Below are 15818 nucleotides of genomic sequence, written 5' to 3'. Positions count from 1 at the left end.
GATGACCGCAACCGCGACCATGACAGCCGGACAGTCGGCGTATCGGCCATCTGACGACGAGCCGTTCATGAATGAACGGCAGCTGGCCTATTTCAAACAGAAGCTGATGGATTGGAAGGACGATATCCTTCGCGAGTCCAAGGGCACTGTGGTGAACCTGAAGGCCGAGACCGAGAACCACCCGGATCTGGTGGATCGGGCGTCTTCGGAATCGGACCGGGCGCTGGAGCTGCGCACCCGCGACCGCCAGCGCAAGCTGATCTCCAAGATCGACGAGGCCCTGCGCCGGATCGAGGACGGCTCCTACGGCTATTGCGAGGAAACGGGCGAGCCCATCGGCCTCGGTCGTCTGGAAGCCCGCCCCACCGCGACCCTGAGCGTCGAGGCCCAGGAGCGTCACGAGCGCCGCGAGCGCGTCCACCGGGACGACTGACATGCGCGCGCCGGGGCTGACCGCTGTCCTGGTTGTTCTGATCCTCTCGCTGACGGGCGCTTCCGTGCGCGCCCAGACGCCGAACGGCGTCACGCCGCTGGATCACCTGCCCGCCCTGCGCGGCGACTATTTCCGCATCGACTCCGACGCGACCGGGCGGCCCTATCACATCTATGTCCGCTATCCCGAGGGCTACGACCCGGCGGCGGACGTGGTCTATCCGACCGTCTATCTGACCGACGGGGATTCCCTGTTCCCCATCCTGGCGGCCAACCATCTGTTCCTGCACTATGACGAGCGACTGCCCGAGGCGCTGGTGGTGGGCATCGCCTACGGCGGGTTCGATGCGTCGGTGAACCGGCGCAACATCGACTTTCAGTCTCCCGGTGAGGGCGTCGAACAGGCGGGGGCCGAGGCGTTCCAGCGCTTCCTGAAGGCCGAGCTGCTCCCGCGCATCGAGGCGAATTACCGCTCGGATCCGCAGCGCCGCGTGCTGTTCGGCCAGTCGCGCGGCGGCGCCTTCGTGCTCTATTCCGCCGTCACGGACCCCGACCTGTTCTGGGGCCGCATCGCCAGCAATCCCTCCATCACGCCCGGGATCGAGTCCCTGCTGGAGCCCGCCGCCGAAGCGACGCGCGCCGATCTCGGCGTGGTGGTGACCAGCGGCACGCGCGACCGTCCCGACCTGCAGGCCGAGGCCGTTCAGTGGATCGCGCACTGGGAGAACCAGTCTGTGCGCCCGTGGCGTCTGCACCCGGTCCGCATCGAGGGCGGCACCCACGCCGCCAACGCCCCGGACGCTTACCGGGCGGGCATGCTGTGGCTGTTCGGGCGGGAATCGCCGGAGTAACGCTTAGTCTTAGAGCGCCGACACGACGTCGGTTTCCGAGAAGTCATCGCCCTTATAGAGTAGCGGGGCGCTTCTTTCATGCGCCAAGGCATAAGCGAAACAGTCACCCAGATTGAGCCTTGCGGACGTTCGCTTGCCGAAACGTCTCTCTGCTTCGCTCGCAAGGCGAGTCGTCGAAGCTGTAATGGGTTCCATCCGAACTCCCGAGGACTGAAGCAACAGATCGAGGCGTCTGACGCCCTCGTCCCCGTAGATGTTGCGCATCCGGACACAGGCTTCCCAGTATCCCACGGGAGAGAGCAGGGCGTTATGGTCGGCCAACACCTCGGCAAAAACCGTCGCTTCGTCTTCTTCGAGCAGGATCGCGACCAACGCCGAAGCGTCCGTCACGATCATCGGGGCAACCCGTCCTCATCATAAAGATCATCGTCCGTCAGATCGGGCCCGATGCGCGGGAGTTGACGAACCTCAGCCTGAATCCTGCGGATGGCGGCCAGCCGGCGTTCACGCTCGTCATCTCTTCTGGCCTGATGCGCAGCCAGCATTTCTTCCACCAAATCCGTGATGGATTTGCCTTCCGCCTTGGCGATTAGGCGCAAGCCTTCAGCCACGGCAGGCTTCCTGATCTGGACGGGCGCGTTCATGATGGATTGAAGTTATCATGATTGGGTCGCTCCGGCAAATGGCGCCGCCAACGCTCGCCTTGACTTCCGCCCCCCGCTGACCGACCTGTGCGCCTTCTCTGCAAGGTCTGAATCCCATGTCCGTCAAGGTTCGTTTCGCGCCGTCCCCCACGGGACGCCTGCACGTTGGCAACGTGCGCACCGCCCTGGTCAACTGGCTGTTCGCCAAGGGGCAGGGCGGCGCCTTCGTGCTGCGCATCGACGACACCGACCTGGAGCGCTCCACCAAGGAATTCGAGACCGGCATCGAGACCGACCTGCAATGGCTCGGCCTGACCTGGGACGAACGCTACAACCAGTCGCAGCGCTTCGACCGCTACGAAGAGGCCGCCGCGCGGCTCAAGACGGCCGGGCGTCTGTACCCCTGCTACGAAACGTCGGACGAGCTGGACCGCCGCCGCAAGGTGCAGCTGTCGCGTGGCCTGCCGCCCATCTACGACCGCGCCGCCCTGGAGCTGACCGACGAGGACAGGGCCAAGCTGGAGGCCGAGGGCCGTCGGCCGCACTGGCGCTTCAAGCTGGAGGGCAGGCGCGTGGCCTGGGAGGATCTGGCCCGCGGCCACGCCGAGGTGGACACCGCCTCCATGTCCGACCCGGTGCTGATCCGCGAGGACGGCCTGTTCCTCTACACCCTGCCGTCGGTGGTCGATGACATCGACATGAAGATCACCCACGTGATCCGGGGCGAGGACCATGTCACCAACACCGGCGCCCAGATCGAGATCTTCGAGGCGCTGGGCGCCGACGCGCCGGGCTTCGCCCACATGCCGCTGCTGGTGGGCGCGGACGGGGCGGCCCTGTCCAAGCGGCTGGGCTCCCTGTCCATCGCCGACATGCGCGACCAGGGTTATGAGCCCATCGCCATCACCAGCCACCTGGGCCGCATCGGCACGTCCGATCCGCTGGAGGTGGCGGATTCGGTCGAGGCGCTGGGCCAGTCCTTCGCCTTCTCCAAGATGGGCCGCTCGCCGGCGCGCTACGACACCGCCGACCTGGATCGGCTGAACGCCCAGTCCCTGCACGGCATCGCCTATGACGACGCGCGGGCGCGGCTGGTCGCCATGGACTGTGATCTGGGGGAGGGGTTCTGGGACGCGGTGCGCCCGAACCTGGGCAAATTCGCCGATGTGAAGGACTACGCCCGGCTCGTGAACGGCCCGGTCACGCCGGTCATCGCCGACCCGGCCTTCGCGGCGGCGGCGCTGGAGGTTCTCCCGGCCGAGATCGGCGCCGACAGCTGGAGCGCCTGGACCGGTGCGGTGAAGGAGGCGACGGGGGCCAAGGGCAAGGCCCTGTTCATGCCCCTGCGTCAGGTCGTGACCGGCATGGAGCACGGTCCCGACATGGCCGCCCTGCTGCCCCTGATCGATCGTGACCGCATCGTGCGGCGGCTGAAGGGCGAGACGGCCTAGGCCAGAACCCGCTCATCCCGGCGCGTGGCCAGGACGAGCGGCAGGTCTGATCAGCCCGCCGAGGCGTTGCAGGCGGCGATTTCCTGTTCGTTCAGGGCCTGGCCCTTCCACGAGAAGGCGGTGACGGCGCCGAGGCGCGCCACCACGCGACGGCAGGCGCGGTCGGCGGGCTGGTTCGTTCCGCCGCGCGCCTCGCAGGCGCCGGTTTCGTCGCACGACCAGCTGGCGCCGTCGATGATGACGCGGCCCGAGGGCGCCGACGCGGCGTCGGCCAGGGTCAGGCTGGTGGCGGGCGTTTGAGCCGCCGCGGGAACGGCGAGGGCCAGGACGGCGATGGCGATGAGAGCACGCATGGGGAGGTCTCCGATGATGTCGGGGCGCGCTTGATCGCCCCACGGCGCCATGTGTCAGTCTTTAATCGAAACTGTCAAGGCGAGTTGTCAATCGCAACCCACATGGACCGCAATCATGATCGTTGATAAGTTATCGACGATCATGGCGCAATCGAGGCGCCTCATGCGCGTGCTTCAGCACCGCTATCACCTCGTCCACCGTGTCGCAGACCTCCCAGGCTTCCAGGAACAGGGCCGGGGTCATGCCCTCGTCCACCGTATGGCGCATCAGGGCGAACAGGCTTTCCCAGAATCCGCTCTGGTTCAGGAAGATCACCGGCTTGTCGTGCAGGTCCAGCCGCTTCCACGACAGGATCTCCACCACCTCCTCGAGGGTCCCGACCCCGCCCGGCGCCACCACGAAGGCGTCGGACTCATCGTACATCAGCTGCTTGCGCTGGTGCATGGAGGGCACCACCAAGGTCTCCACCTCCTCGAACAGCCGCTCGCGGCTGCGCAGGAACAGGGGCATGATCCCCAGCACCTCGCCGCCGGCCTCGTGCGCCGCCCGCGCCGCCGCCCCCATCAGGCCCACGCCGCCTCCGCCGTAGACCAGACGGATGCCTTCAGCGGCCATCGCCTTGCCCAGATCCTGCGCCCAGACGACGTACTCCGGATCGGCGCGATCCGACGAACCGCAGAACAGGCAGACCGAACGGATGGGCTTCAGATCGTGGGGCAGGGGGCCTTCGGGCATTGACGTCTCGGCGATTGCGGCGACAGGAAGAACGCGGTTGCGATTTTGGGACCGGAAGCCATACAGGCGGGAACGCGCGGATGAAACGACTGATTGCCGGGTGCAGGGCCGGCGCCGGCGCCGCGGCCCTGATCCTTCTGGCCGCCTGTGGTGACCAACCGGAGGCCGACACGCGGGAGCCGGGCGAGCTGCAGACCAGCTGGGCTGCGCCCGCGCGGCTCGAGACGGCGGTCTTCGGACCCAACGGCGTGACCCTGACCGGCGCCGCCGCGCCTGGCGACCGGATCGTGCTGACGGACACGGCCGGGGTTTCGGTGGCCGCCACCGCGGGCGACGACGGCGTCTTCAGTCTTCGCCTGGCAACGCCCGCTGAGGTCAGCCTGTATCATGCGGAGATCCAGAGCCGGGGCAGCCAGGCCCGGGCGGGCGAGTGGCTCGCCATCACGCGGGGGCCGGATGCGGTGGCCGCGGTGCTGGCGCCTGGCGCCGTAGTGACGCCCCTGAACCACGCGGGCCTGTTGTCGGGCGTCGATTATGACGGCTCGGCCGTCCTCGTCTCAGGCGCGGCGCTGCCGGGCGAACCGGTCCGCGTCAGCCTGGACGACCGACCGGCCCAGGCCGTGACCGTGGATCAGACGGGCCGCTATGTGGCGCGGTTCGCTTCGGTCCCGCCTGGACCGCGCCGCTTTCGCGTCGAGGCCGGTGAACGGATTCAGGACGTGGTGCTGACCCTGACCGCGCCGCCGGAGGCGCTGGGGACGAGCGGTTCGGCCGTCGCCACGCGCATCGACTGGCCCACGCCGGGCGGGGGCTTCCAGAGCAGCTGGATACTGAATGCGGGAGACGACGACGGCTGACGCCGACGTTGCGTCATTTTCCGCCGTCGCCCGGCTTGCATCGCCGGCGAACACGCTGCTATAGCCGCGCCTCCCGAGCGAACTGGTCCGCGGTAGCTCAGTGGTAGAGCAGCCGACTGTTAATCGGCTGGTCGTAGGTTCGAATCCTACCCGCGGAGCCATCGCCTGTCCCTTGCCGGTCAACGGTTTGAGGGGGCGGGCACACCGGGAACATTCCGCGACCGTCCAACACCCGTCCAAGCCGACCGTCCAACATGGTGTTCACCCGGCGTTCTGGATCAGCCCGCGCTTGACCTGCGCATTGCGGGCCACGGTGCTGTCGCGCGGCAGGTAGCGCTGCAGGATTTGCTCCACGCTGGCGATGCTGTGGCCGGTGATGCTGGCGATCTCGGGAACCGTACACCCGGCGCGCGCCAGCTGGACCACGCAGCTGTGACGCAGCCATTTCAGTTTCAGAGACCGGGCGCCGTCGACGGTCAGAGCCATGTCGCGCACCAGAGCGAACGCCTTGGACGCGGCGGTGTCGTCAGCTTCCAGCCGGTTGCCGATCAGCCTGGCCCAGGGACGGCCGGTGCGGGCGTCGTGGAACAGGTAGAGTTTGCCCGGCGTCGAGACGTGGGCGAGAACGGCCCTGAGGCGGTCGCTGACGGGTATGGCGACCTTTTCAGCCGTCTTGGACTGTTCGAACCGGAACTCGCCCTCCACGGGCAGGAAATCGGCCCCTATCTGGAAAAGGTAGGCATCGGTCAGGCGCTGGCCGATCTCCCACTGCATCAGGATCATCGCCGCCATGTCCGGCTGACCGACCGCGATGGCCGCCCATGCATAGGCCTCGACATCCGCCGCCTCCCAGATCGACACCCGGGACTTCGGCTGGCCCATGCGTATGCGCTCGACGGGGTTGTCCGTCCGCCAGCCCAGATCGACGGCCTGATCCATCACCATCTTGAGCACCACCTTCAGCAGGCGCCGCGATGTGGGCCGGTCGTCGAACGTCTCCAGGAACGCCTCGATGTCTGGCTTGGTCAGCTTCGTCGGGTCGGGATGGCCGGTCGCCTCGGACCAGTCCTCGATGTAGCCGACGAGAAAATCGTAGCCGCGCTGGGTCCGGGGTTTCAGCTTCTTGAACCCCTGCGTCCGGCGCCATGTCTTGATCAGGGTCGCGAAACTGCGGGTCTGCGGTCCTTCCGGCTCACCGCCGCGTTGGACCAGCAGCCGTTCGTGCAGGGCCTTGGCGTCGCGCTTGATCCGCGCCACCTCGTCCGCATCCGTCAGATCACCGCGGCGCCCGTCAAGAGGAAGCGGGATCGACGGCAACCAGCCGGAGGGTCGGAGGCTGGCGGGCACCTGAAACAGCACGCGGCGCGTCCCGTCCTTTCGGGGGGGCTGCGTCAGATGCGGCTTCACGACGACGTAGGCGCCGAGATCGAGCTTCACGGAGGGCATCGGGGTCAACGCTCCATTTCGGTTCCGGCGGTGCGGTCGCGCCGGCGGGGTCATCATCGCTCAGGTTCAGGACGCGCACCACATCGGCGCGGGCCCACAGGTTCTCGGCGCCACGGTCACAGGGCTGGATCCGGTAAACGCCCGACTTCCGCCGCTTCTGGAACGTGCGCGTGCTGATCCTGCCGAGCGCGCAGACCTCGGTGGTGGTCAGCCTGGCTGGCAGGTCGGCGAGTTTCACGGCTCTTTCTCCCCTGGTGGGGTGGTGGGGCATCCTTGCGTCAGATGGTGCCGTGATCGGCGTTCCCAATCGGCAAGGTCTTTCTCGTACTGGTCCTGAATCCACAGCGGAATTGTGCCAGATCGCGTCATGTAAGGCCGGTCGGGGTCTGTGATCGCCGCTCGCATCGTGAACCGCTCAAGATCGACGTCTGGGCTGTGCACCAGCAGGTCGTTCGTTCGCTGCTGGGCATCAAGCTTTCGCGCCCGAACGCACAGGTCCAGCCCTTCGGAAAGCAGTTGGCGGCAACAGCTACTCATCCTCTCCCGCCTCCTTGTGTGTGCTGGATTTTTTGTTCATTCGCTTCGCTCATACCCATCGAGCGCGAGGCATCATCCTGTGTCAGCTTCCGCGCATACCGCAGCTTGCGGAGTGTCGGCCAAGAGATCGACCAGTCTCGCCAGAGGTAGGGCGCCCAGATCAGGCGGCGGCTCCACTTCCCGCGCACCGGATGAATGCAGTTCCAAGTTAGACGTAGAGGGCCGAAATACACGCCCATGGAAACGCTGGGGTGAGTATTCACCAGCAGCCCCGTCGCTCGCTGGGTATTTTCCGCAGGAAAATGAGCTAAATCATCCATCTGATCTATCCTCTGTGGGGAGGGGGAAGGGCCGCCATCCGGCTGCTTCCACGCAGCCCGCACTACTCCAAGCGCCTCCGAATGCCTGCTTATCCACCAGCATCCCGGCTTCATGGAGGGCAGACATCCCGGCCCGATAGTCGGACTTCATCTGTTCGGGCAGATCATCCCATCGGACCTCGACGGCCCCGTGAATATCCAGACCAGTGGCTTTGCGGCGGGCCTCGTAGAACACCCGCGCTGCCTGTTCTATGGGGGAGGGGGTCATTGCGCGGTTCCTTTCGCTGCAATCGTCGCCCACGCCTGATCGACCATCCGCATCTGCTCATCGTGCGGAGTCGCGTCGATCTCGTCGGCGGCTTCTTCGAGGGCGTCGGCAATCCAGTCCAGTTCAGCCGCGACCGCTTCGGGTCTGCGCCAGTCCTTCGCTACACGGCGGGCCTTGGCGGGCGACATGATGAGCGCCACGCCGCCGCCCTGCATTCCGACGCGGAGGCCAGTTCCTCGCACGGGAACCTTGCCGACAGTGATCCCGTCATCGTTCAGGCCGAGGCCGTGCAGTCCTTCGGCGCGAGGGGGCATATCACCCATCCTTCTGCTCCACAGGGGAGGGCTGGAGAAGGGCGAGGAGCGCAGGCAGATCGTTCAGCGCGAGGAACGTGTCAGGCTCGACCGTCATCGCCTGTGAGCGCGACTCCCCGAATGTCATCTCGGCATAGTCGGGAGTATCGACGCAGACGACCGGAAGGACACGGGCAAGCGCGGCCTGAACCTTGGCCACCCTCTCTCTCAGATCGGCGGCCTGGGGGGCTGCGGAGAGCATGGCTGACCAGACGGACGCAGCGGTGTCCCCCAACTTCCTCTGGCCAGCGTTCAACATCGCCTCGGTCGGCTCTCTCGGCACCACTACGCTATCATTGCTCATTGGTTTTTCCTTTGATGGAGGCGGATTTTCCCGTTCCGAACTGACATTCGGAGGCCGCGCGCTCGCCAATGCTTCGGGGCGTATGGCCGAATGGCGACTCGCGCAGTCGAGATGAAGAAGGCGTAACCGGCGACGATAAATGCGAGCGCCAAGGCGTCTATCCAGTGCAGATCATCCACCGTCTTCTCCATTGTCTATGAACTCGGTGAGGGCGGCGTCGACTTGGGCGTCAACGGCGAACAAGACCTTCTCGGCATCACCGTCGCCCGTCGCCAACCGCGAGTAGTCTTCGCGGAGCTTGCTCGCCCGTCTCAAAGCCTCCACCGCCCGCGCTTCTCGTGCCTGGGATGCTGTGAGGGCGGATAGGATCGCCTTGGCCTCGTCATAGTCGAGGCGCGTCGAGCGGATCGGTGGCGTCGTGCTGTAGGTCAGTTTGTGCATGGCCCGATCAAACGGCGCCAAGCCTCGCAAGTGTGCGGCCACTTCCCCCTTGGGTTGGGGAGGGGCTTCAAGATCGGCCAGCATCACTTCACGCGATTGAAGGCCCTCACCAGCAGGGGCGGGGACGTGGGGACGCCAGTGGGTGATTGCACTTTCGGACTCGGCGGTTCCGTGCAGCATGCCGTGGGACCATTCGAGATCATCCGAAAGGCTGACCCGATCCCAGCGGCAGTGCTTCGCCCGCACATCCACCCTCAGCCCCGGAGCCGGGTTCTTTCCGCTTCCGTCAGTGGGTATCCAGCCGGATTGGTCGGGGCGGCCGAGGAATGAAAATGCGAGCGCGTTCAGAAGGGCGGTTTCGGATTCTTTTAGCTGAACGTGAACCCATCCAGTGGCGCCCATGCGGGCGACACGAAGGGGGCGGTCACCAAGCAGCAGCCAGTCCCCCTTCCTCAGCAGCTTCACGTCATCCGCCGTTAGCGGGGTGTTGGGGGTGGTCATCAGAACACCATGAAAAAGACTAGCCACACGACTAGCGTGGCGATCAAAGCGAGCGTGAGATGAAGGGCGGCGCGGATGGGCGTTCCGAAGTCGTAGGAACCGCCGCCGGGCGGTAGCGGCCAGCAGATCGCGGCAGTCCAGAACACGACGGTCATCGCCAAAGGGATCGACCAGAACGGCAGAGAGAAAGTCATTGCGTCAGTCATCAGCCTGTCTCCGGCTATTGGGTTGAGGATTTTGAGACTTCGGCCTGTCGGCCTGCGTGCCTACCGAGCCTTCGGAAGCGGCGGGGATGGACGTCGAGCGGAGGCGCTGGCCAAACCGATCCTCGATCTCCTGATAAGGGGGAGCGGCGTCATGGTTCGTCCACGGCAGCCACGATCTCGCCATCGCCACACAGCAGGCCCAGCACCAGCGCCATGACATCAACTCGCCGTCATACTTGTCGCACTTGTAGCGGTGGCGCTCGCCCATCTGGATCGGGCCTGCACAGCAATGGCACTCGGGGTGAGGCTTGCGCGCTGTCACCATCTTATCGACGAACGGCTGATCGTCGGACCCGCCGAAGTCGCCAGCGAACGGGTCGTAGGCCAGCACGTCTGCCTCGAATGCTGCCCAGATAGAACCGGCGCTCGCCTCAGTCTCGCTGGGTATGAGCCCATCGGGCGAATGAACCCCACTCATGCGGATTCTCCTTGGGTAAGAGCTTGGCGGGCGAGAGCGAACATTGTGTCGGCGTCATGCGCAGGACCGTCTTCCGGCAGGCCATCATGACGGCCCACATCGTGCCCCTCCGCAATCGTCTCCAAAGCCCCCCGCACCCGCTCATAATCGGCTATGAGGGCCTTGATCGTGGCGGGGTTGGCGATGGCGATGTAGGCGGGGACAGTTTTCGTCGCGCGCATTCCACCGCCGACGCTGATTTGAACCCGGTCGAAATCGGTTTCCGCAGCCTCAGCCGCCTCTTTCAGTTCATGGAGGGATTGGGTCATGCGATCAGTCACGGGATTGGCCTCCAACGGGGCGTCGGGCGAGCGCCATGAACCGCGCGAAGTCAGCCTTGCTGGCCGCTTCCTCCAGCGCGTATTTCTCGGCGGCAGCGATCATGGTTTCGATGGCTTCGGGGTCGCCGTTCGCCGCAATGGCCACAGTGAAGCCCAAACCTCGCGCCAAGGCCTCGATCATGTCGCCCATGCGCTCTGGCCGGTCGGTTGCCTTCCCGGCGTCAGACGCTTCCTTGGAGAGCATGGATGCCAAGCGTCCGTGAAACTCGCTCATGACTCCCCTCCACGCGCTTTCTGGAGGGCGGCTGTGATCACGCCTTGGTTTTTGAACAGGCGTTCGCACCAGTCGCCGTCTTCGTGGTTGAAGCCGACCATCGCGGCCTCAGCGACAAGCGCCCGTGTCGCCGCCAAAGCCTCGGCCATATCCGGGGCTGCGAGAAGGAGGTTGGCGTTGGCTTCCTGTTCGGCGTCGTCGTTCCAACAATGGCCCGGCGTTCCGATCACGAAGGCAATCGGGTAGTCGCGGTCTGGCGAGGCCACGGTGATGTAGTGGCCGGAGCCTTCGAACTCGACGCGGACATGTTCGAAGAAGTCACCCTCCCGCGTCCACTCCCCAGCGGTCCACGGCTTATTGGTGTCGGTGGGGGTCATTTCGGGCGTCCCTGGATGGAGAAGGCGGGAAGTCCTGCGCGCCGGCGGGTCTCTTGGAGGTCGGCATGCAGCACGCTGTTCAGTTGGCGTGAGGCCCTGAGCGAGCGGATCAGGTTGGCGACTGTCTCGGCGCCCAGATGATTGCCTTCGGACTTTAGGCGCTCCTGAAGGACCGTCCCGGCCTTGATGCGGGTGTCGACCTTGCTCATCGGGTGTCCTCTCAGTCGCCGGGGAAGCCGTCATCGGCCGGCGCCATGGACGCATCGGCCTTCGCGGCTTCGGATTTCAGGGTGCCGTCGAGGTAGGCTTTCAGGTCGGTCTTCTGGTCGGGCGTCAGTCGGCCCCACCAGGCTTGCAGGGGCACAGTCCCCCGCTCGGCGGCCATCATGCCCTCGGCCTCCAGAGCGGCCCGTGTGGGGGCGTCGGAGGGCGGCTGGTTGTCTGACTGGGCGGGGGGCGAGGCGGGCGTCTGGGGGGCGCTCTGGAGCGGCCTGACCTTGAACGGCGCCCGCTTGCCCTTCGTCTCGGTCAGGGCCATCACCATCTCGCGCTCGATGTCGGTCATGTGGCTGATGCGGATGCCGCCGACCTCCATGCCGCCCCACTTCACCTTGGGGTCGCGGTACAGGGTCAGGGCGCGGCCGGTGTAGGCCTTCGCGTCCGGGCCCCATGCGGCGACGAGGACGCGGGACATGGACTTACAGGGCTTCCAAGGTTTGCCGTTGTCGCCGTCGTAGAAGATGGACACCGGCTGTTCCGGCGTGGCGCGGACATCGACGCGGCTGATGCGGATGGTGCGGGGCCCGGAGATCAGGTCGTCAGCGTTCAGCTGGTCCGACTTCGGGGTGATGGCGCTGGTCATGTCGGTCAAATGAACATCTCCTGTTCGATGCGGCGTTCGGTGGGGATGAGACGCGCGCCGACAGCAGCGAGCGCGTCCTGATAGGCGCGCATCCGCTCCTGCAGGCGCTTCTCGAAGTCGGTGGCGGCGTCGAGGATGGCGGCCTGAATGACCGGGTCCGGGAACACGCGGATCGTCACCATGGGCAGACCGCCGCAGTAGCTGACGAAGTCGATCCACTTGCGCTCCGACACCAGCAGCCCGGTCTGCACCTGGATGGTGAAATCGGCGGGCATCTCGCGGTCGGCGATGGTCTGGATCTGGAACTTCTGGCGCCGGGACTTGCACTCGATCAGCCCGTCATCGCCGACCAGACCGTCGGGGGAATAACCGAGGGTGAAGCCCCAGCGGTCGTTCGTGATGAATCCGACTTCCGTGACCGGCGCATAGGTCCGGCTGTAGAGTTCGCGGGCCTCGAGCTCGTCATCCTTGCCGCGCAGCATGTCGTCGCTGACGTAGTGCGGCTCGACGTGGCCGCTGATCCGCTGGGCCAGCAGTTCGTAGAGGTGCGAGCGTTCCTTCTCGTTGGACGCGGCCTTGAGCGTGGGGGTGACGATCAGCTTCATCTCGCTGGCCGTCAGCAGCCCGCGCCGGACTTCGTGCCATTCGTCGGAGCCTTGGACCACGTCGGCGTGATGCGTGACGTGGCCCTTGGTCTTGACGGGCGCCGTGGTGGTGGCGGTGGCCATCAGGCTCAGACCTCGCCCAGCGCAGCCAGGTACAGGTCGAGGATGGCTTCCTCCTCCTGACGCTTGGCGCGATCCAGCTTCCTGATCTTCAGCACCTTGCGCAGGGTCTTCACGTCGTAGCCCTCGCCCTTGGCCTCGGCGAAGACCTCCTTCATGTCGCCGACGATGGCCTCGCGGTCTTCCTCGAGGCGTTCCAGCCGTTCGATGATGGTGCGGAGGCGGCCCTGTGCGGAGGCGTTCAGGACATCGGGGTTAGCGTCGGTCATGGGGTGTTCCTTGTGGTCGGGGGTGAAGGTCAGTCGCAGGTCTGCTGCGGCGTCAGGGGCAGACGGGAGATGGAGCCGCCCTTGGCCCCGGCGGTGCGGGCGAGGTCGCGGTTCTGGCTGAACGAGCGGCGGTTGGACGGGACAGCGGCGCCGCCCATGGCCGCGATCTCGCGCACCTTGGCGGGGTCCATGCTGGCGAAGCCGCGGCGGGACTTGGCGGGCTTCGACAACGCACCGTCGACGGCGGGCTCAACATCAGGTATCTGGTCAGTCACGGGGGCGCTCCATCTGGGGGTTCGGGATATGCAGGTCCGGCCGGTCATTCTTCGCGACGACGAACAACTGGCGGGGCTGTTGCGCACCCGCCGCCTCGATCTGGACATCACCCAGGCTGAGCTGGACGACATGATCGGCTGGCAGGAGGGATACGCGGGGAAGGTCGAGGCGCCGCTTCGACGGTTCGGCCGGCGCGTGATCTGGGGCGTGTCCAAGACGCTGTTCGACTGGATGGACGCGGTGGGCCTGCGGCTGGTGCTGATGGACCGGGAGACTGCGGAGGCGCTGGTCGCCGCGTCCGATGCGCCGCCCCTGCTGGAGGCCGCGCACACGCCGTACTCGAACCGTCGGCGCGATCAGCCGCTGGTTCATGAGCGCGTGGTCACGACCCGCATGGTGTTCCGGAGCGCGGCGTAGGGTCATCGCGGTCCCTCCAGCAGCATCTGCGTCGGCATCCGGCCTTCGCGGTTGGCCTGTTCGATCTGAGGAGCGGCCCACTCGCTGACGGTGCGCCCGTCATAGAGCAGCATGTCGGCAAGGAACTCGCGCTCGACTGTCGTGGCGCCTTCGCGCACCGCCTCCAGCTTGGACTTCATCAAGAGACCGAGAAGCCGCCATGCACGGCGCTGGTCCTGCGCGGCGTTCTTGGCTTGAGGATCGACCGGCACACTGATCCGATACATCGCGGTGTTCAGGCGGAAGGCGATGGCCGACCTTTCGTCGCTCTCGAACACGGCGATGCTTTCCGCGCCGCACTGCCGCAGCCGGCTCTTGATCTCGTCTTGCGTCCGCGAGACGGGAACGGACGTGTCCTCTGCGAAGCGTCGGCTCATCCCGTCACCACGGCGCAGAGCAGGATGCCGACGAGCGAGATGACCACGGCCAGGATCAGGGGCAGGTTGGACGTGCGGGTCATGCCCCCGCTCCCGCATAAGCCGGGATGGCGAAGTCATCGGCCGGACGGGTCGCAGGCCTCGGCGCGCGCGGCCGGTAGATGGTCCGCTCCTGCACCAGCACCACGACTTCACGGACGAAGCAGCCGGGCCGTTCGCGCTGGTTGACCTTGGCCCACGTCATCGCGGCTTCACGGCTGTTGGTGGTGTACACGGTGGCGCCACCAGCGGTGACGACGTGGTAGTCGGGGCGGCCGGATGCAGCGCGCGCCAGATCGAGGGGCGAGTTCATCAGTCGTCTCCATTGTTGGAAAGCATGTCTGCGATGGCGGAGATTTCGGCCTGGGTCGCGGCCAGATCGGCGGCCATGCGGGCGACCATCTGGCGCGGGGTTTCGTCGGCGGCGGGACGGGCCGGGGCGCCGCGTTCACCGATGCGCCAGACGCTGTGCAGGCGCTCCATCCACCAGTCGCCCAGCCAGCTTTCGATGACGGCGCGACCCCAGTAGCCGTGGATCATCACCGGCTCCGTCGCGCGGTCGCTGTTGAACAGGGCGGCGGGGAACGAGCGTCCGGGCGCCGTCAGAACCGCCGGGTGCATGCCGCCCGCGTCGTTCATCTGGAACAGCAGGATGTCGCCCGGTTCAGCCTGACGCGGTTCGATCCGGCCAGCGCCCCACGACAGCAGCGCCATCTGCGCCGACCCGGTCAGCACGCTGTAGCCGGGCTCGTCGCGCCACACCGGGCAGGGGACATCGCCAATCGCCGGGTCCACGCACTGGCGGACCAGCCCCCAGTCGTCCATGCCGGTGATGTCCTCGCCCTTGAAGCGGTACGGCACGCCGACAAGCTCCAGCGCCCGGCCAGCCAGACGCGACCGCGCCGACCCGAACACCGGCGGCATCCACCGCTCCACGTCCGCCTTCATCGCCAGCAGCTTCTCGCCGCCCTGGGCCTGCATGACCCGGCGCTCGATGTCCTTCATCACGGCCGGGACGAGTTGGCCGATGCGGATGGGGTGTTCGGTCGACAGGGCTTCCGCCATTGTCTCTCTCCAAGGGTGGTTAGGACTTCGCGTTGACGATTTCCGCCACGCGATCACGGTCCATCCAGACCACCAGCCCGAGCTTCTTCGTGCCGTTCAGATCGACGGCTTGCTCGGTTCCAAAGGTGATCTTCGTGCCGGTCTTGGCGGCGTAGTTCAGGTCGGTGGCGCACTGGTCCAAGTTCTGGAACTGCACGTCGTCGTCGCCGTAGCGGGAAATCAGTTCAGACAGCTTCATGGCTTAGTCTCTCTCTCCAAGGGTGGGGGTTAGGCGGCGCCCGTGGCGGGTTCGCGGACCTCGACCTGACAGGTGTCGAAATCGATCACGAACGCCCGTCCTGTTGCCTTGCCGACGCGAGTTCTGGCGTGGTCGCTCTTGGCGACATTCTCCCACCAGTTCTGATCGTCGTAGCCGCCCCAACGAACGAACCCGTCTTCGCCAGCATAGAGGCTCCAGTGCATGTCGCTGCGGGATTGGGTGAACTTGGCTTCCATCATCTCTCTCCATCTCGGCAATGCCGGTGACTGGAGGACGGTCAGTGCGTCCTCCGGTTTGATGGAGACATAGACGCATAAATGCGGCGTAACTGTCAACCGCAT

30 protein-coding genes and 1 tRNA gene are annotated in these 15818 nt (G+C 66.1%); 6 read left to right on the top strand and 25 right to left on the bottom strand.

Annotated elements, in window-relative coordinates; all coding sequences use genetic code 11:
- The first annotated feature begins 19 nt into the window (after nt 1-19).
- Both dksA and IWC96_RS14740 read left to right on the top strand, forming a co-directional pair.
- Nucleotides 20-433, top strand: a complete 414-nt coding sequence (gene dksA / locus IWC96_RS14745; protein WP_370541147.1) for an RNA polymerase-binding protein DksA — start codon at nt 20-22, stop codon at nt 431-433.
- A 1-nt stretch (nt 434) separates the two neighbouring features.
- Nucleotides 435-1283, top strand: a complete 849-nt coding sequence (locus tag IWC96_RS14740; RefSeq protein WP_021698302.1) for an alpha/beta hydrolase — start codon at nt 435-437, stop codon at nt 1281-1283.
- A 9-nt stretch (nt 1284-1292) separates the two neighbouring features.
- Here the strand turns inward: IWC96_RS14740 and IWC96_RS14735 are convergent, their stop codons facing one another.
- Both IWC96_RS14735 and IWC96_RS14730 read right to left on the bottom strand, forming a co-directional pair.
- Nucleotides 1293-1679: a type II toxin-antitoxin system VapC family toxin gene (locus IWC96_RS14735; protein ID WP_021698301.1), complete on the bottom strand. Its 387-nt coding sequence runs from the start codon at nt 1677-1679 to the stop codon at nt 1293-1295.
- A complete protein-coding gene (locus IWC96_RS14730) occupies nt 1676-1927 on the bottom strand; it encodes a type II toxin-antitoxin system VapB family antitoxin (RefSeq protein ID WP_045319307.1) in 252 nt (83 codons plus the stop codon). The genes IWC96_RS14735 and IWC96_RS14730 overlap by 4 nt, the downstream gene beginning before the upstream one ends.
- A 116-nt stretch (nt 1928-2043) precedes the next feature.
- Here IWC96_RS14730 and gltX point away from each other — a divergent pair, with 116 nt between their 5' ends.
- Nucleotides 2044-3378 (top strand): glutamate--tRNA ligase, encoded by a 1335-nt coding sequence (gene gltX, locus IWC96_RS14725; RefSeq protein WP_021698299.1) that lies wholly within the window; start codon nt 2044-2046, stop codon nt 3376-3378.
- 50 nt (nt 3379-3428) lie between these two features.
- Here gltX and IWC96_RS14720 read toward each other — a convergent pair whose 3' ends face one another.
- Together IWC96_RS14720 and IWC96_RS14715 are read right to left on the bottom strand one after the other, a co-directional pair.
- On the bottom strand, nt 3429-3731 hold the full coding sequence (locus tag IWC96_RS14720) for a hypothetical protein (RefSeq protein WP_021698298.1): 303 nt from the start codon (nt 3729-3731) through the stop codon (nt 3429-3431).
- A 130-nt stretch (nt 3732-3861) separates the two neighbouring features.
- Nucleotides 3862-4467: a TIGR00730 family Rossman fold protein gene (locus IWC96_RS14715; protein WP_196839208.1), complete on the bottom strand. Its 606-nt coding sequence runs from the start codon at nt 4465-4467 to the stop codon at nt 3862-3864.
- A gap of 80 nt (nt 4468-4547) precedes the next feature.
- On the opposite strand from IWC96_RS14715, the gene IWC96_RS14710 reads away from it, so the two are divergent.
- Both IWC96_RS14710 and IWC96_RS14705 read left to right on the top strand, forming a co-directional pair.
- Nucleotides 4548-5324: an Ig-like domain-containing protein gene (locus IWC96_RS14710; protein ID WP_021698296.1), complete on the top strand. Its 777-nt coding sequence runs from the start codon at nt 4548-4550 to the stop codon at nt 5322-5324.
- Between the two features lie 86 nt (nt 5325-5410).
- Nucleotides 5411-5485, top strand: a tRNA-Asn gene (locus IWC96_RS14705).
- 100 nt (nt 5486-5585) lie between these two features.
- On the opposite strand, the gene IWC96_RS14700 is transcribed toward IWC96_RS14705, so the two are convergent.
- The 16 genes from IWC96_RS14700 to IWC96_RS14625 all read right to left on the bottom strand — a co-directional run bounded on the left by IWC96_RS14700 (nt 5586) and on the right by IWC96_RS14625 (nt 13280).
- The gene (locus IWC96_RS14700) at nt 5586-6581 is read right to left on the bottom strand and encodes a hypothetical protein (RefSeq protein ID WP_196839207.1); all 996 of its coding nucleotides are present in this window, start codon (nt 6579-6581) and stop codon (nt 5586-5588) included.
- 34 nt (nt 6582-6615) lie between these two features.
- Nucleotides 6616-7008 carry a helix-turn-helix domain-containing protein gene (locus tag IWC96_RS14695; RefSeq protein WP_196839206.1) on the bottom strand — a complete coding sequence of 131 codons (393 nt, stop codon included), beginning with the start codon at nt 7006-7008 and terminating at the stop codon, nt 6616-6618.
- Nucleotides 7009-7303: 295 nt separating this feature from the next.
- A complete protein-coding gene (locus IWC96_RS14690) occupies nt 7304-7627 on the bottom strand; it encodes a hypothetical protein (protein WP_196839205.1) in 324 nt (107 codons plus the stop codon).
- A gap of 264 nt (nt 7628-7891) precedes the next feature.
- The gene (locus IWC96_RS14685; RefSeq protein WP_231379106.1) at nt 7892-8209 is read right to left on the bottom strand and encodes a hypothetical protein; all 318 of its coding nucleotides are present in this window, start codon (nt 8207-8209) and stop codon (nt 7892-7894) included.
- Between the two features lies 1 nt (nt 8210).
- Nucleotides 8211-8552: a hypothetical protein gene (locus tag IWC96_RS14680; RefSeq protein ID WP_196839203.1), complete on the bottom strand. Its 342-nt coding sequence runs from the start codon at nt 8550-8552 to the stop codon at nt 8211-8213.
- A 171-nt stretch (nt 8553-8723) separates the two neighbouring features.
- Nucleotides 8724-9494 carry a hypothetical protein gene (locus tag IWC96_RS14675; RefSeq protein ID WP_196839202.1) on the bottom strand — a complete coding sequence of 257 codons (771 nt, stop codon included), beginning with the start codon at nt 9492-9494 and terminating at the stop codon, nt 8724-8726.
- Complete coding sequence (locus tag IWC96_RS14670; protein WP_196839201.1) at nt 9494-9700, bottom strand: hypothetical protein; 207 nt, start codon at nt 9698-9700, stop codon at nt 9494-9496. The genes IWC96_RS14675 and IWC96_RS14670 overlap by 1 nt, the downstream gene beginning before the upstream one ends.
- A complete protein-coding gene (locus IWC96_RS14665) occupies nt 9693-10178 on the bottom strand; it encodes a hypothetical protein (RefSeq protein WP_196839200.1) in 486 nt (161 codons plus the stop codon). The genes IWC96_RS14670 and IWC96_RS14665 overlap by 8 nt, the downstream gene beginning before the upstream one ends.
- A complete protein-coding gene (locus IWC96_RS14660) occupies nt 10175-10486 on the bottom strand; it encodes a hypothetical protein (protein WP_196839199.1) in 312 nt (103 codons plus the stop codon). Before IWC96_RS14660 ends, IWC96_RS14665 begins: the two co-directional genes overlap by 4 nt.
- 4 nt (nt 10487-10490) lie before the next feature.
- On the bottom strand, nt 10491-10772 hold the full coding sequence (locus IWC96_RS14655) for a hypothetical protein (protein ID WP_196839198.1): 282 nt from the start codon (nt 10770-10772) through the stop codon (nt 10491-10493).
- Nucleotides 10769-11149: a hypothetical protein gene (locus tag IWC96_RS14650; protein WP_196839197.1), complete on the bottom strand. Its 381-nt coding sequence runs from the start codon at nt 11147-11149 to the stop codon at nt 10769-10771. The genes IWC96_RS14655 and IWC96_RS14650 overlap by 4 nt, the downstream gene beginning before the upstream one ends.
- Complete coding sequence (locus IWC96_RS14645) at nt 11146-11358, bottom strand: hypothetical protein (protein WP_196839196.1); 213 nt, start codon at nt 11356-11358, stop codon at nt 11146-11148. The genes IWC96_RS14650 and IWC96_RS14645 overlap by 4 nt, the downstream gene beginning before the upstream one ends.
- A gap of 11 nt (nt 11359-11369) precedes the next feature.
- Nucleotides 11370-12020, bottom strand: a complete 651-nt coding sequence (locus IWC96_RS14640; RefSeq protein WP_196839195.1) for a hypothetical protein — start codon at nt 12018-12020, stop codon at nt 11370-11372.
- Nucleotides 12017-12739 carry a lambda exonuclease family protein gene (locus tag IWC96_RS14635; RefSeq protein ID WP_196839194.1) on the bottom strand — a complete coding sequence of 241 codons (723 nt, stop codon included), beginning with the start codon at nt 12737-12739 and terminating at the stop codon, nt 12017-12019. The genes IWC96_RS14640 and IWC96_RS14635 overlap by 4 nt, the downstream gene beginning before the upstream one ends.
- Before the next feature lie 5 nt (nt 12740-12744).
- Nucleotides 12745-13005: a DUF2312 domain-containing protein gene (locus tag IWC96_RS14630; protein ID WP_196839193.1), complete on the bottom strand. Its 261-nt coding sequence runs from the start codon at nt 13003-13005 to the stop codon at nt 12745-12747.
- Nucleotides 13006-13034: 29 nt separating this feature from the next.
- Complete coding sequence (locus IWC96_RS14625) at nt 13035-13280, bottom strand: general stress protein (RefSeq protein ID WP_370541146.1); 246 nt, start codon at nt 13278-13280, stop codon at nt 13035-13037.
- Nucleotides 13281-13308: 28 nt separating this feature from the next.
- Between IWC96_RS14625 and IWC96_RS14620 the strand changes: the two genes are divergently transcribed.
- Nucleotides 13309-13698, top strand: a complete 390-nt coding sequence (locus IWC96_RS14620; protein ID WP_196839191.1) for a hypothetical protein — start codon at nt 13309-13311, stop codon at nt 13696-13698.
- Between the two features lie 2 nt (nt 13699-13700).
- Here the strand turns inward: IWC96_RS14620 and IWC96_RS14615 are convergent, their stop codons facing one another.
- From IWC96_RS14615 to IWC96_RS14595, 5 genes are all read right to left on the bottom strand, one after another.
- Nucleotides 13701-14114 carry a hypothetical protein gene (locus tag IWC96_RS14615; RefSeq protein ID WP_196839190.1) on the bottom strand — a complete coding sequence of 138 codons (414 nt, stop codon included), beginning with the start codon at nt 14112-14114 and terminating at the stop codon, nt 13701-13703.
- A 79-nt stretch (nt 14115-14193) separates the two neighbouring features.
- Nucleotides 14194-14466 (bottom strand): hypothetical protein, encoded by a 273-nt coding sequence (locus tag IWC96_RS14610; RefSeq protein ID WP_196839189.1) that lies wholly within the window; start codon nt 14464-14466, stop codon nt 14194-14196.
- On the bottom strand, nt 14466-15218 hold the full coding sequence (locus IWC96_RS14605) for a hypothetical protein (RefSeq protein ID WP_196839188.1): 753 nt from the start codon (nt 15216-15218) through the stop codon (nt 14466-14468). Before IWC96_RS14605 ends, IWC96_RS14610 begins: the two co-directional genes overlap by 1 nt.
- A 19-nt stretch (nt 15219-15237) precedes the next feature.
- The gene (locus IWC96_RS14600) at nt 15238-15456 is read right to left on the bottom strand and encodes a hypothetical protein (protein WP_196839187.1); all 219 of its coding nucleotides are present in this window, start codon (nt 15454-15456) and stop codon (nt 15238-15240) included.
- A 29-nt stretch (nt 15457-15485) separates the two neighbouring features.
- Entirely contained in the window at nt 15486-15713 is a 228-nt protein-coding gene (locus tag IWC96_RS14595; protein WP_196839186.1) for a hypothetical protein, read from the bottom strand.
- Between the last annotated feature and the right edge of the window lie 105 nt (nt 15714-15818).

The sequence above is a fragment of the Brevundimonas sp. BAL450 genome (genome assembly GCF_015767455.1).
Classification (GTDB): domain Bacteria; phylum Pseudomonadota; class Alphaproteobacteria; order Caulobacterales; family Caulobacteraceae; genus Brevundimonas; species Brevundimonas abyssalis.
This window is presented reverse-complemented; position numbering and strand designations above follow the sequence as displayed.

Coding starts and splice junctions, on each gene's coding strand:
- dksA (WP_370541147.1), top strand. CDS start 20: ATGACAGCCGGACAGTCGGCGTATCGGCCATCTGACGACGAGCCGTTC.
- IWC96_RS14740 (WP_021698302.1), top strand. CDS start 435: ATGCGCGCGCCGGGGCTGACCGCTGTCCTGGTTGTTCTGATCCTCTCG.
- IWC96_RS14735 (WP_021698301.1), bottom strand. CDS start 1,679: ATGATCGTGACGGACGCTTCGGCGTTGGTCGCGATCCTGCTCGAAGAA.
- IWC96_RS14730 (WP_045319307.1), bottom strand. CDS start 1,927: ATGAACGCGCCCGTCCAGATCAGGAAGCCTGCCGTGGCTGAAGGCTTG.
- gltX (WP_021698299.1), top strand. CDS start 2,044: ATGTCCGTCAAGGTTCGTTTCGCGCCGTCCCCCACGGGACGCCTGCAC.
- IWC96_RS14720 (WP_021698298.1), bottom strand. CDS start 3,731: ATGCGTGCTCTCATCGCCATCGCCGTCCTGGCCCTCGCCGTTCCCGCG.
- IWC96_RS14715 (WP_196839208.1), bottom strand. CDS start 4,467: ATGCCCGAAGGCCCCCTGCCCCACGATCTGAAGCCCATCCGTTCGGTC.
- IWC96_RS14710 (WP_021698296.1), top strand. CDS start 4,548: ATGAAACGACTGATTGCCGGGTGCAGGGCCGGCGCCGGCGCCGCGGCC.
- IWC96_RS14690 (WP_196839205.1), bottom strand. CDS start 7,627: ATGGATGATTTAGCTCATTTTCCTGCGGAAAATACCCAGCGAGCGACG.
- IWC96_RS14685 (WP_231379106.1), bottom strand. CDS start 8,209: ATGCCCCCTCGCGCCGAAGGACTGCACGGCCTCGGCCTGAACGATGAC.
- IWC96_RS14680 (WP_196839203.1), bottom strand. CDS start 8,552: ATGAGCAATGATAGCGTAGTGGTGCCGAGAGAGCCGACCGAGGCGATG.
- IWC96_RS14675 (WP_196839202.1), bottom strand. CDS start 9,494: ATGACCACCCCCAACACCCCGCTAACGGCGGATGACGTGAAGCTGCTG.
- IWC96_RS14670 (WP_196839201.1), bottom strand. CDS start 9,700: ATGACTGACGCAATGACTTTCTCTCTGCCGTTCTGGTCGATCCCTTTG.
- IWC96_RS14665 (WP_196839200.1), bottom strand. CDS start 10,178: ATGAGTGGGGTTCATTCGCCCGATGGGCTCATACCCAGCGAGACTGAG.
- IWC96_RS14660 (WP_196839199.1), bottom strand. CDS start 10,486: ATGACCCAATCCCTCCATGAACTGAAAGAGGCGGCTGAGGCTGCGGAA.
- IWC96_RS14655 (WP_196839198.1), bottom strand. CDS start 10,772: ATGAGCGAGTTTCACGGACGCTTGGCATCCATGCTCTCCAAGGAAGCG.
- IWC96_RS14650 (WP_196839197.1), bottom strand. CDS start 11,149: ATGACCCCCACCGACACCAATAAGCCGTGGACCGCTGGGGAGTGGACG.
- IWC96_RS14645 (WP_196839196.1), bottom strand. CDS start 11,358: ATGAGCAAGGTCGACACCCGCATCAAGGCCGGGACGGTCCTTCAGGAG.
- IWC96_RS14635 (WP_196839194.1), bottom strand. CDS start 12,739: ATGGCCACCGCCACCACCACGGCGCCCGTCAAGACCAAGGGCCACGTC.
- IWC96_RS14630 (WP_196839193.1), bottom strand. CDS start 13,005: ATGACCGACGCTAACCCCGATGTCCTGAACGCCTCCGCACAGGGCCGC.
- IWC96_RS14620 (WP_196839191.1), top strand. CDS start 13,309: ATGCAGGTCCGGCCGGTCATTCTTCGCGACGACGAACAACTGGCGGGG.
- IWC96_RS14615 (WP_196839190.1), bottom strand. CDS start 14,114: ATGAGCCGACGCTTCGCAGAGGACACGTCCGTTCCCGTCTCGCGGACG.
- IWC96_RS14610 (WP_196839189.1), bottom strand. CDS start 14,466: ATGAACTCGCCCCTCGATCTGGCGCGCGCTGCATCCGGCCGCCCCGAC.
- IWC96_RS14605 (WP_196839188.1), bottom strand. CDS start 15,218: ATGGCGGAAGCCCTGTCGACCGAACACCCCATCCGCATCGGCCAACTC.
- IWC96_RS14600 (WP_196839187.1), bottom strand. CDS start 15,456: ATGAAGCTGTCTGAACTGATTTCCCGCTACGGCGACGACGACGTGCAG.
- IWC96_RS14595 (WP_196839186.1), bottom strand. CDS start 15,713: ATGGAAGCCAAGTTCACCCAATCCCGCAGCGACATGCACTGGAGCCTC.